9 protein-coding genes are annotated in these 12,694 nt (G+C 63.8%); 6 read left to right on the top strand and 3 right to left on the bottom strand.

The window, feature by feature from the left end; translation table 11 throughout:
• Positions 1-2 precede the first annotated feature (2 nt).
• Together ABWW33_RS23855 and ABWW33_RS23850 are read left to right on the top strand one after the other, a co-directional pair.
• Positions 3-803 carry a PhzF family protein gene (locus ABWW33_RS23855; RefSeq protein ID WP_353404020.1) on the top strand — a complete coding sequence of 267 codons (801 nt, stop codon included), beginning with the start codon at positions 3-5 and terminating at the stop codon, positions 801-803.
• Between the two features lie 129 nt (positions 804-932).
• Positions 933-3,338, top strand: a complete 2,406-nt coding sequence (locus ABWW33_RS23850; protein WP_353404019.1) for a TonB-dependent receptor plug domain-containing protein — start codon at positions 933-935, stop codon at positions 3,336-3,338.
• Positions 3,339-3,689: 351 nt separating this feature from the next.
• Here the strand turns inward: ABWW33_RS23850 and ABWW33_RS23845 are convergent, their stop codons facing one another.
• Positions 3,690-4,694: an alpha/beta fold hydrolase gene (locus ABWW33_RS23845; RefSeq protein ID WP_353404018.1), complete on the bottom strand. Its 1,005-nt coding sequence runs from the start codon at positions 4,692-4,694 to the stop codon at positions 3,690-3,692.
• Positions 4,695-4,995: 301 nt separating this feature from the next.
• Here ABWW33_RS23845 and ABWW33_RS23840 point away from each other — a divergent pair, with 301 nt between their 5' ends.
• The 3 genes from ABWW33_RS23840 to ABWW33_RS23830 all read left to right on the top strand — a co-directional run bounded on the left by ABWW33_RS23840 (position 4,996) and on the right by ABWW33_RS23830 (position 8,005).
• Positions 4,996-5,616 carry a hypothetical protein gene (locus ABWW33_RS23840; RefSeq protein ID WP_353404017.1) on the top strand — a complete coding sequence of 207 codons (621 nt, stop codon included), beginning with the start codon at positions 4,996-4,998 and terminating at the stop codon, positions 5,614-5,616.
• A 156-nt stretch (positions 5,617-5,772) separates the two neighbouring features.
• Complete coding sequence (locus ABWW33_RS23835) at positions 5,773-6,213, top strand: DUF2844 domain-containing protein (protein ID WP_353404016.1); 441 nt, start codon at positions 5,773-5,775, stop codon at positions 6,211-6,213.
• A gap of 10 nt (positions 6,214-6,223) precedes the next feature.
• Entirely contained in the window at positions 6,224-8,005 is a 1,782-nt protein-coding gene (locus tag ABWW33_RS23830) for a DUF3443 family protein (RefSeq protein ID WP_353404015.1), read from the top strand.
• A gap of 6 nt (positions 8,006-8,011) precedes the next feature.
• Here the strand turns inward: ABWW33_RS23830 and ABWW33_RS23825 are convergent, their stop codons facing one another.
• The gene (locus ABWW33_RS23825) at positions 8,012-9,430 is read right to left on the bottom strand and encodes a DUF4785 domain-containing protein (RefSeq protein WP_353404014.1); all 1,419 of its coding nucleotides are present in this window, start codon (positions 9,428-9,430) and stop codon (positions 8,012-8,014) included.
• Between the two features lie 19 nt (positions 9,431-9,449).
• Positions 9,450-10,322, bottom strand: a complete 873-nt coding sequence (locus tag ABWW33_RS23820) for a Fes1 domain-containing protein (RefSeq protein WP_218087940.1) — start codon at positions 10,320-10,322, stop codon at positions 9,450-9,452.
• Positions 10,323-10,564: 242 nt separating this feature from the next.
• Between ABWW33_RS23820 and ABWW33_RS23815 the strand changes: the two genes are divergently transcribed.
• Positions 10,565-12,661, top strand: coding sequence for a bifunctional 2',3'-cyclic-nucleotide 2'-phosphodiesterase/3'-nucleotidase (locus ABWW33_RS23815; RefSeq protein WP_353404013.1), 2,097 nt, complete (start codon positions 10,565-10,567; stop codon positions 12,659-12,661).
• The last annotated feature ends 33 nt before the right edge of the window (positions 12,662-12,694 follow it).

The following is a 12,694-nucleotide window of genomic DNA, read 5'->3' as shown; positions in this document are numbered from 1 at the left end:
GGATGATTATTCAAGAATTGAACTGCTTCGGCATCGCCCCTGGCGGCGGCAACGCCGCTCTGGTTATCCAGGACGACCACACCGGCGCCGACCAGCGCCAGCAACTGGCCCGGGAGCGCAACAAGGCGGCGTGCGTGTTCATCGACCACGACGCGGCCGGCAACGTCCTCCTTGACTACTTCTATCCGCACACCCGCAGCCCGCTGTGCCTGCACGCCACGCTGGCCGCGGCGCGGGTGCTGCTGTCGGCGGAACAGCCGTCGCTGCAGGTCCGCACCGCGATGCGCGGCCAGCCGCTGACGCTGACCTTGCGGGCCGGCAGCGTCTTCATCGAATTGACGCCGCAAGCGCCGCCGGCCGTGGACATCCCGCACAACCTGCCAGCGCTGCTGCTGGCCGCACCCGGCCTGCGGCTGGCATCGCCGCCGGTCATCGCCTCGGTCGGCAGCCCCAAGCTGCTGCTGCAAGTCGCCGACAGCGCCACCCTGCAAGCGCTGCGGCCGGACCTTGCGCGCATCCACGAATGGGGCAAGCAGCACGGCGTCAGCGGCTGCTACGCCTGGTGCCTGCGTCCGGATGGCGCCGTCGAAGGCCGCAACTTCAACCACCTCGCCCCGGCGATGGAAGACAGCGCAACCGGCGTGGCGGCCGGCGCCCTCACCGTCCACCTCCGGCGCAGCCTCGATCTGTACCAGGGTGCGAACATGAACCAGCCTTGTTTGATCCGCACGCAGCTCAACCATGAAACTATTTTAATAGGTGGTGCAACCGAGTTTGTCCCGAACAAAATCAGCCCTACGTAGTTCTACGCAGAACGAAAGCCACTTGGCGCGGCAAAACAACAGTAAATAAAGTTTGCACGCAAAATTGTCGGAAAACCCATGTTTCCATGAACGATTTGAATAGAATCAAATTTTTCATGGGAGAGATACTTGTTCGCCACTTCACCGCTACGTAAAGCCGTTCTGCTCAGCCTGTACGGCGCCGCCGCCCTCAGTTTCGCACCATCCGCCTTCGCCCAATCGGCGCCGGAAGCCAAGCCGGACACCGGCATGCAATCGGTCAGCATCATCGGCTCGCGCCGCGCGACCAGTTCGTCCACCGACACCGTGGTGCCGGTCGATATCATCCCGATGAGCAAGTCCAGCGAACAAGGCGGCCAGTTCGACCTGGCGCAAACGCTGACCTACATTTCGCCATCGTTCAACTCGACCCGCCAGACCGGCTCCGACGGCGCCGACCTGGTCGACTCCGCCGCGCTGCGCGGCCTCGGTTCCGACCAGACCCTGGTGCTGGTCAACGGCAAGCGCCGCCACACTACCGCGCTGGTCAACCTGTTCGGCGCGCGCAACCGCGGCAACACCGGCACCGACATGAACGCCATTCCGCTGCTGGCCATCAAGGACGTGCAAGTGCTACGCGACGGCGCCGCCGCCCAGTACGGCTCGGACGCGATCGCCGGCGTGATGGATATCGGCCTGAAGAAAAGCAAGGGTTGCGAAGCGGTCGCCGGCTTCAGCGAATACTCGCGCCGCGACGGCAAGAACTACCTGGCCTCGGCCTACTGCGGCTTCGAGATCGGCAACGGCGGCGTGCTCGGCGTCACCGGCGAGTACCTGGACCGCGGCCGCTCCAACCGCGCCGAAGCGGACAACCCGCGCACCATCGGCGACAGCAAGACCCAGAACCAGACCATCTACCTGAACGGCGAACTGCCGACCACCGGCAGCGGCCGCCTGTACTTCACGGCCGGCGCGCAAACGCGCGACGCCTCATCCGGCGCCTGGGCGCGCGGCGGCATCGACAGCGACGACATCCCGTCGCGCAACTCGGCGGCCATGTACCCGAACGGCTTTGTGCCGTTCATCAACGCAACCATCGACGACCGCTACGCCACCGTCGGCCACCGCAACCAGGTGGGCGAGTGGAATATGGACCTGTCGCAGACCTACGGCTACAACAAGATGATCTATGACATCAGCAACACGCTGAATGCCTCGATCGCCAACAAGGACCTGCTGGCCGGCGGCAAGGGCGTCAGCCCGGACCACTTCAACGCCGGCGGCTTCTCGTTCGAGCAGCTGACCACCAACCTCGACTTCAACCGCTACTTCGAAGGCGCGCTGGGCACCGGCGGCCTGAACGTCGCCTTCGGCGGCGAATACCGCCACGAGAACTACAAGATCTACGCCGGCGAACCCGGCTCGTACAGCGACGCAGACGGCGTCGGCATCGGCGGCAACGCCGGTAGCCAGGGCTTCCCCGGCTTCCAGCCGGCCGACCAGGTCAACGCCAACCGCCACAGCCTGGCCGCCTACCTTGATCTGGAAGCGGACCTGACGCCGACCATCAAGGCGCAAGGCGCGGTGCGCTATGAAAAATACAGCGACTTCGGTTCGACCACCACCGGCAAGCTGGCCGGCAGCTGGCGCGTGGCGCCCGCCGTGCTGCTGCGCGGTTCGGCCAGCACCGGCTTCCGCGCGCCGTCGCTGCAGCAGGTCTACTTCTCGTCCACCTTCACCGACTTCATCGGTGGCGTGCCGACCGACGTCGTGCTGGCGCCGAACGGCAGCGCCGTCACCAACGCGGCCGGCATTCCCAAGCTGAAGGAAGAAAAATCCAACAGCTACACGCTGGGCACCACCTGGACGCCGAGCCAGGCCGTTTCCGTCACCGCCGACCTGTACGACATCAAGATCAAGGACCGCATCGTGCTGTCGGGCCGCTTCGACGCCAGCAACTACCCCGACCTGGCCGCCAGGCTGGCGACCCTGGGCGTGGGCCAGGCGCAATTCTTCGTCAACTCGGTCGACACCACGACCAAGGGCCTGGACCTGACCGCGTCGCACAAGACCAACTTCGGCGCCAACAAGCTGACCACCTTCCTCGCGCTGAACGTCAGCAAGACCGAAGTGACCGGCATCCACGCGCCGGCCTCGCTGAAGGGCTACGAGGACGTGCTGCTGTCGGAGAAGGAACGCCTGTACATCGAGCAAGGCGCGCCGCGCTCGAAGGCGACCCTGGGCTTCGACTATGTGACCGGTCCGTGGGAAAGCGACCTGAAGATCATCCACTTCGGTCCGCAGACCCTGGGCACCTACAGCGGTACGGCCGCCGGCGTGCCTAACCAGCACTACGAAGCCAAGACCTCGGCCGACCTGAGCTTCACCTACGCCATCAACAAGAACATGAAGTTCACGTTCGGCGGCAACAACATCTTCAACGTCAAGCCGACCTCCCAGAACCCTGACGAGACCGACAACGGCTTCAAGTATGAGAGCGTGCAGTTCGGTTTGAACGGCGCATCGTACTTCGGCCGCCTGTACGTCAAGTTCTAAGTTTTACCGCTTCCTCCAACGGCACCTTCGGGTGCCGTTTTACTATAAGCTGTGGTTTTTCTTTTTCGAACGACAACCTTCCATGAGCGATGAAAATCAGCTATCTCTTGACGAACTGAGGCTCCTTTGTCAGCACATCTGCCCCGTCTGAGATTGATGGAAATTTCGCCCGAATCGCTGCGAGCACTTCCCCGCGACGACCTCGATATGACCGTGTACGAATATGTTGAGGCGCAGTTGGGCAAAGCTGAAGCAATTTGACGCCAAGTTCGCCGATAGCGCGACGAAGTTTCCTGAGCTGCGAAGCCTCTTTATCCAATCGCATGAACATGAGTTCATACCCGCAAAGAACTAGCGCTCAGGCAGTTGCTGCTTCAGGAAGGTAACGGTGGCATCGACTGTCGGCTGCAGCCATGGATCAAACAGCCAGAACGAGTGCGGCGTATCCGGCAAGATAACTGTCTGAGTGGCTGCCGCCACCTGTCTCATTTTTCCCTGCATCTCATCACGTCCCACCGAGAAGCGCGGTTGTGCGCTGTCGATGAAGAGGATGGCTGGCATGCCTTCGCGTACGTATTGGATCGGCGACGCTTCGCGCCACAAGGCTGTCTTCTCTGCATAACGGCCACCAAACCATGCGCCGGCCGATGATGGATTCTTTTTCGGATCGTCCTCCGTCGCGCGGGCGGCCTCGGAAGTAAAGTCGGACAACCCGTCGATGTTGATGATGGCCTGCACCGCGCTGGAGATGGAACTGCCGGCGGCACCGGGATCGAACTGGTCGAGGTGACCGGTCACGCCGGCCAGGCTGGCGATCTGTCCGCCTGCGGAGCCGCCAGCCAGAGCAATGCGCTGCGGATCAATCCCGTACTGCCCGGCATTGCTGCGCACCCAGCGCACCGCCGCGCGCACGTCGTGTATCGCGGCGGGATAGCGCGCCTCGCCCGATAATCGATAGCTGACCGTCACCGCTGCATAGCCGCGCTGCGCCAGCAGCACCGCCATCGGCGCGAACTCGGAACGGAAGCCGGAGCGCCAGCCGCCGCCATGCACCAGTATGACCACGGGCATGCTGCGACTTGCGTCCATCGCCGGCAGATACAGGTCGAGCTTCAGGCAGCGTGCACCGTATTGAACATAGGTCTGATCCGCGATCCTCGCCACATCTGGCGGCAGTGCCGCGCTGGCGATGCGAATGAAAGGATAGTCGCCCCGGAGCTTGTCGTAAGTATGCAAGGCGTCGTATGTATTGGTTGCGTCAGGTGGCGGTTCAATACATGGCGCGGCAATGGCCAGTAGAGGCGAAAGCAGCAGCGCGGCGGTGAAAGAAAGGAGGCGCGGCGGAAAAACAGGCATAGCAGGCTCAATGACAATGCAAGGAGCCCAGTATTACACATCGCCTGGCTTGTTCAACTGAGCATCTTACTCTTGGCCAACAACAAACTGGCTTCGATCATGCGTCCATGTTAATCTGTACTGAATGGCAACTTCAATCCGGTCTCATGCAACTCGGCAGTGATTGCGGCAAGCCCTGGGGTGTTTTATATTTTTCCGAAAAATTTAACCTCACCATATGCCAACTATAAAAATCGGTATATTTGCGCCCGATATTCGCTCTGCGCCAATTTCCGGCCGGTCCATTGTTGACCGAGCAAAAATGATTGCGGAAAAAATCGCGCTATGGAGCGCAAGCTACCAAGTGTTTCTCGCTCCCGAATATCTGTTTGCGCAAGATATAGACAAACTGCCCGGCTACTGCACCCCCATTAGCTACGACGAGGCGCAGCAAGTGCGTGACATCATGAAAGCCGCCAGCCTGCGGGCGCAAGGGATGCTGATTGTTCCGGGCACGATTTTTTTTATGAACGGAACATATAACCCGCACGCGTTCAACGTCGCATTTGCCTATTTGGATGGAAAAGAAATCAAGGAGGTCAGCAAGACCGGCGATGCCCAGGATATCGCTTATGCCAGGAAAGCAGGTTTCGCCTATTTTGCCACCCCGCCCGACGAAGCGACGGCTGTTCTGCCGTGGAGGGGTATCAAAGTCTGCATGCAAATCTGTGCGGACATAACGATTGAACCGCCAGAAGTATGCAAGCTCGCGCTGCATCCGGCATTCATGCCCGGGGCGGCGCTTCTCCACACAGTGGGCCAAAAGAACGCTCCGGAGAACCGCGCCATTGCGGACGGCTCGGGCAAATGTAAAGGCTTGGGCGCGTCCGCGGCATTCGAGATGAAAGGGGCAGACGGCGAAATGACGCTCGAGATTCCCTGATTCGCTAACAGCGTGGAGCAGGCGCCGACCACATCGTTTTAAAGCATCGACAGCTTACGTTTGCTTACATCTCCCTAACGCTATCCAACTCGTTGCCGTTTTACACTGCCTACATCTTAGGCACAGGAGCGTACTATGCGCCGGGCACTCTTACTCATGTTGGTTCTTTCGTTGCTGCAGGGCGCGCTGGCATACGCCGCGCTGGGCAGTTCCCCTTCCGATTTCGGTACCACGCCAGTGCGCCAAGGCGGGCGCAGCCTGGCGGCCGCCAGCAGCGACACGGCGGCCGTCTATACCGTCAGCCAGAGCACGCTCGACAGCGGCACGGTCGTTCGCGAATATACCAACACACAAGGCATCGTCTTTGCCGTCAGCTGGAACGGCCCGACTTTGCCCGACCTGCGCACGCTGCTGGGCGACAAGTTCGCGGTGATGACCAGCTCCGCCGGCAAGCGCCCCAAGGCCGGCCACTCGCAACTGGCGGTGAACCAGTCGGACGTGGTGATCGTCTCCAGCGGCCATATGCGCGCCTTCGCCGGCCATGCCTGGATACCCGGCGCGCTGCCGGCCGGCTTCGACACCAACGTCATCGAATAAGGACCAGCGCATGAAACGATTGCCTGCCACCGACCGGCTGCTGCATCGCGCCGGTGCCGCCCTGCTGTCCGCGTCCAGTTCGATCTGGTTTGTCTACCTTGCCGGCGCCGTGCTCGCGCTGGCCTTGAGCGCTTGCGGCGGCGGCAGTGGCAGCAGCGCCGGCAGCGGCTCGTCCACCGTCCAGGCCAACGCCACGACAACGCCGGTGGTCAGCATCAGCGCCACGCCGACCGCCACCACCGTCGGCCAGGTCGTCACGCTGACCTGGAGCGTCAGCAATCCGACCTCCACCAGCTGCAGCGCCTCGGGCGCCTGGAGCGGCATCGTCGAGACCAGCGGCACCCAAACGGTGACCGCCGGCGCGGCGGGCACGGCCAACTACACCATCACCTGCGGCGGTGTCAGCAACACGACCAGCGTGGTCGTCAGCACGCCGCCGCCCTCGCCCACCGTCAGCCTGACCCTGGCGCCGGCCAGCATCACGACCGCGCAGACGACCGTGCTGAGCTGGTCGTCCGCCAACGCCACCGGCTGCACCGCCAGCGGCGCATGGAGCGGCGCCAAGGCCACATCCGGCACGGTCAATATCACGCCCACCGCGGCGGGCAACTTTACCTACAGTCTGTCGTGCAGCGGCGGCGGCGGCAGCGCCGATGCCAGCGCGGCCTTGAGCGTGACAGCGCCGCTCAGCAACAGCACCGCCATCATCGTCGACAGCGGCCCGACCGGCGTCAACGGTTCGATCAACATCCCCTACGTCAACTTGACGGTGTGCCGCCCCGGAACAACTATCTGCCAGACCATCGACCACGTGCTGCTCGATACCGGCTCCTACGGCCTGCGCCTGCTGGCGCCGCTCGACGCGGCGCTGGCGCTGCCGGTCGTCAAGACAGCGTCGGGCGCAGACGCCGGCGAGTGCGGCAAGTTCATCAGCGGCTACACCTGGGGCGCGGTGCGCCAGGCCGACGTGAAGATGGCGGATGAAACAGCATCCGCGATCTCGATCCAGGTGATCGGCGACACCGGCGCCAGCTATGCGAGCACGCCGTCCAGCTGCAGCAGCGCCGGCAACAACATCGGCACGCTGTCGGCGCTGGGCGCCAAGGGTATCCTCGGCGTCGGTCTGTTCAAGCAGGATTGCGGCGACAGCTGCGCGCGCTCGGCGGTCAGCGGCTTTTATTATGCGTGCACCAGCAGCGGCTGCACGACCAGCAGCATGCCGCTGGCGTCGCAGGTCAGCAATCCGGTGGCGTCGTTCGCGGTGAACAACAACGGTGTGCTGCTGGTATTGCCCAGCGTGGGCACGGGCGGCCTGACGTCGGTCAGCGGCACGCTGATCTTCGGCGTCAACACGCAGACCAACAACGCCATCGCCGGCGAGACGCTGTTCAAGACCAACAGCGGCGGCGATTTCAGCACCACCTATAAGAGCAAGACCTACAGCGCCAGCTTCATCGACAGCGGCTCGAACGGCTACTTCTTCAACGACAGCACGATACGCACCTGCTCGGGCGGCGACTTCTATTGCCCGGCCTCGACGCTGTCGCTGAGCGCGGCCAATGCCGCAGCCGATGGCAGCGCCACCGGCACCGTCAATTTCAACGTGGTGAACATGGTGCAGCTGGACTCCGCCATCTCGGCGGCGCAGGTCGGCGGCACGGCGGGCAGCACCACCTCGTCGGCCGGCAACTACTTCGACTGGGGACTGCCCTTCTTCTACGGCCGCCGCGTGTTTGTCGTGATGGAAGGCGGCACCGTCAACGGCAAGACGGGGCCGCTCTGGGCTTACTAGGCAGGACTAGGACTGTGCCGCCGCGTTCGGCGCCCGCTTGACGCGCGGCGCGGCGGCAGGCGCCACACTGACGCCGATAACCGCCTTGGCCGTCGCCCGTCCGCCGGCGCGTACCACCTCATCCTCGCCGATCACCAGGGCCCGCTGCTGGCGGTGCAGCACGCCCAGCCGTCCCTGGTCGAGCAGGAACAGGTCGCGCAGTTCGAACGGCCCGGTGGCGCCGGCGATCAGCTCCGGCGCGAAGCCCAGCGCGATCTTGCCCTCGCCCGCTTCCAGCCATTGCGCGGAATCGGCCACGCCCAGCGGCTTCAGCACGCCGTTGACGGTGCCGTACAACATGCCGCGCACTTCATAGCGGCCCGCCGCCGCAGTCTCCACGCCGACCTCCAGATTGACGCCCGCGCCGTCCGCCAGCACCACGCCGCGCGTCAGCCGCGCCACCGGCATGGCGACAGGGAACGCCAGCCGCACCGAGCGCTCGATGGCCTGGTCCTTGACCTTGCCTGACGCCTCGGCGCGTATCTCCCACAATCCCGGCACTGGCGCCTCGTCGGCATCGAGCACCAGGCTGGCGCGCATGCGACCGGTGACGTCCGTCTTGAAGCTGACCGGGAAGCGCCGACCTGCCGGCGAGATCACGTAGCCCTCGAGCTTGGAAAGCTTGGCGGCAGAAGGCTTGCCAGTACCGTCCTGCAATTCCGATTGCAGCACCAGCTCGTTCCCGTGCAGATAATGCAGCGCGGCCGTTTGCATGGTCAGCGTGTACGGGCTGTCCGGTTCGACCACGTTGATCAGGTAGCGGTCGCTGCCGCTGGCGCCATCCACCTTCAGCTTGAACTTGCCGGCACCCAGCGACGGATGCAGGCGGAACGCCGAGGTGCCCGGCGCGAACGGCACGTCGGCCTTGGCCAGCTTGTCGGCGCTGACGATCATTTCCATGCCGTCGCCCGAGGCCAGCGAGCGGCCGGCCGGATCGATCACCGTCATCGCCAGCGGATGGATAGCAGCTTGCTCGCGCGGGCCGACCGAGCTCAGCACCTGCAATCGCACCAGCGCGCGCGGCGCCGTGGTGTTCAGCGTGACGCCGGCGGCCAGCTCGTCTGCCGTTACGCTGCGGTACGACTCCTTGCTCTGCGCGACATACGGCGTGGCGGCAGGCGCGGCGGCCGCACCTGGCGTCGCCCAGCTCAGCGAGACAGGATCGCGCGAGACTTTCGGCATGGCGCCGGCCAGCGATGGCGGCGCGACGGCATCGTCCCCAGCGCCGGCGGCCACGGTGAGGTTGGCATTCTTCAAGCTCGACGTGCCGGGAGCGACGACGGCGACGGCGGACAAATCGCCGCCCTGGGCCGGCAGCAGTTCGCGCGGCGCGGCATGGGCATGCGCGGCCGCCAGCAGGGCGGCCATCAACAGTGTCATTTTCATGGTGTGGTTTCCTCTGCGATCAAACATCGTTGCGCAAGATGACGTCCAGGCCGAAGCACTGGCGGCGGCTCTGGTTGTGCGACAGCGGCTCGGCGCCATTGGTCACATCCTTGTCGTTGAACCAGTGCGCGCCCGCGCCCGATTGGCTGGTACAGTTGAGGAAGCCGTCTGAGCAGCTGTTGAGCCAGGCCTGCGTCACTTCCAGCCCGACGTTGAGCGTGTAGCCGCCGCAATAGCTGTCGCTGTCGAACGGTGAGCTGTCGACGTCGGTGCCGACCACGTTGTAGAACGGTTTGGGCAAGGCCGGGCGGCCTGCCGTGCCGTACAGCCAGGCGGAGTTGTAACTGGCCATCCAGCTGGTCTGCTGCATGCGCACGGCATCGCTCTTGTAGCCGAGCAGCCAGCCGACCGCGCTCTCGAACACGTTGCCGCTGATGGCGGCGTCGGCCAGCGGCGTGCCCAGAGAAGACGGCGCCAGCGCGTTGGCCCAGCGGATCGCGTTGATGATGGTGGGATAGCGGCTGTCCGACGTCGGATTCGACATCAGCCAGCGCAATACGTTGCCGCCGTTGGAGTGGGTCTCGACGACCAGGTCGGTGATGTTGTTGTTGACGATGAAGGGATAGAGCTGATCGGCAAGGCAGCCCACGGCCGCGGGGCTCCACATGTATTGATCGAAGTCGCAATTGATGACCACATACAGATTTTGGTTGGGCAAGCCCTGTCGGACCGAATTGACCATGTCCCAGGTCCAGTAATCGTTGGCGGCGTTGGTCTGGTGGCCGGTGCCGTGTACGAAGGCCAGTCCGGTATTGCCGGCAGTTGCCGGCAGCGCTGTGGTAAGCGCCGCCGCCAGAGCCGCTGCCGCAGTCCATCTATTGCGTAGTTTCATGCCTTGTCTCCATGGGTGGTTGATCGAAGGATGACGCATCTCTGTGCGCACCGGTGGTTCGTGGCCCCGATGCGCCCGCCCAGACTAGCGGGATGCCGGCACGACAGTATTGTTAAATCGCGACAGTGGCTTATTAAATCGCGCCTTGGCTCGCCAGGCCATGATGTTTGCGTTTTGTCACGACTATGTCATGTAGCTTGGATACAGTCGCCAACTTGAATTTTCTTAATTTTGGGGAAGCAATGAAAACAAATCTGGTGATGTTGGCTGCCATGACGGCGGCTGGTCTGGTGGGTTGCGGCGGCGACTACACTCCTCCTCTGGCGATCCCGGAAGGCACGACCGTCACCCTGGCGCTCATGGAAACCACCGACATCCATGCCAACGTGATGAGCTATAACTACTATTCCCTGTCGGAAGACACCAGCCTGGGCCTGGAGCGCACCTCGACGCTGGTCAGCGCCGCCCGCGCGGAAAATCCAAACAACCTGCTGCTGGACGACGGCGACGTCATCCAGGGCACCTTGCTGGGTGACTTGCAAGCCGTGACCAAGCCGATCGCCTGCAGCGACACCATGGCCGTGCACAAGGTGATGAACGCCATGAAGTACGACGGCGGCGGCTTCGGCAACCACGAATTCAACTACGGCCTGCCGTTGCTGAGCCAGATCACCAACACCGACTTCGGCATTCCCGGCATCGCCAAGCCGGCCGGCACCTGCGGCGCGCCGACCTTCCCGCTGGTGCTGACCAACGTCACCGGCGTCGCCAGCGGCAAGCCCATCGTGCAGCCCTACACGCTGCTGCCGCGCACCTTCTCGGCCACCAAGCCGGACGGCACCAAGGTCGACGTCAAGATGAACATCGGCATCATGAGCTTCGTGCCGCCGCAGATCCTCGACTGGGACCAGAAAAACCTGGCCGGCAAGGTCGCGGTGACCGGCGTGCAGGAAGCTGCCAAGCAATACGTGCCGGAGATGCGCACCAAGGGCGCCGACCTGATCGTGGCGCTGTCGCACGGCGGCCTGGACCCAAGCGCCTACAGTCCGAAAATGGAAAACGGCAGCTATCACCTGACCACCACCGGCATCGACGCGCTGCTGGTCGGCCACTCGCACCTGATCTTCCCGAAAGGCAAAGAGACTGGCGCGGCGGCACTGGATCCATCGTTCGCGGCCTTCCCCGCCAGCGCCAGGATCGACGCCGTCAACGGCTTCGTCAACGGCGTGCCGACCGTGATGGCGCAGAGCTGGGGCCGCCGCCTGGGCATCATCAAGATGACCTTGGCGTACACCGCCGGCAAATGGGTGGTGCAATCGGACAAGACCACGGTGGAATCGCGCGGCTTCAAGTACAAGGACGGCACCACCAACGCGGCGGCCGATCCGGCCATCGCGCCCATCGTCGCCGCCGAGCACGCGGCCACCATCGCCTACGCCAAGCAGCCGCTGGGCGTGACGACCGACTTTGAAATGTCGGCCTACTTCTCGCTGGCGGGCGACGTCAGCGCGATCCAGCTGGTCAACCAGGCGCAGCTGGACTACGTGAAGAAATTCATCGCCAGCAGCACCGACGCCACCATCGCCAGCTACAAGAACATACCGGTGATCTCGTGCAGCGCGCCGTTCAAGGCCGGCCGCAACGGTCCTTCGGACTTCACCGACGTGGCGCCGGGCGCCAGCGCCGCGGCGCCGATAGGCTTGCAAGTGCGTAACCCGGGCGACCTCTACCTGTACAGCAACAACAACCTGCAGGCAGTGAAGATCAAGGGTTCCGACCTGAAGGCATGGCTGGAAACGGCCGCCAAGCAGTTCGGCCAGATCGATCCGGCCAAGACGGCAGAGCAGGACCTGGTTCCTTCATACGGCACGATCTACAATTATGACGTGTTCTATGCCGAGAACAACGCGCTGACCTACCAGATCGACGTGACCAAGCCGGTGGGCAGCCGCATCGTCAACCTGACCTATCTGGGCAAGGCTGTGGCCGATGGCGACGACTTCATTGTCGCCACCAACGACTACCGCGCGGGCGGCGGCGGTGCGGTGCCGGGCATAGACGGCAGCAAAACCATCATCAAGTCGCCGGACGCCAACCAGACCATCGTCAGCAACTACCTGGTGGCGCAGGGCACGGCGACCGGCAAGGTCACGCTGGCCAGCAACGGCAGCGCGCGTAGCTGGAGCTTCGTCAAGGTGGCCACGGCCGGTCCGGTGATCCTGCGTTCGGCGCCTGGCCACCTGGCGCTGGCCAAAAGCAGCGGCATCACCGCCGTCACGGCCGAGGGTGCGCTGGATGCCAGCGGCTTCGCCAAGTACACGGTGGATTTGAGCAAGTAAAGGGAATCGCGGGGCCGGTTGCGCCGGCCCCGT

Origin of the sequence: Duganella hordei (assembly GCF_040369125.1) — a bacterium.
Classification (GTDB): Bacteria; Pseudomonadota; Gammaproteobacteria; order Burkholderiales; family Burkholderiaceae_D; genus Rugamonas; species Rugamonas hordei.
The sequence above is the reverse complement of the archived record's forward strand: the minus strand, read 5'-3'. Positions and strand labels throughout refer to the sequence as shown.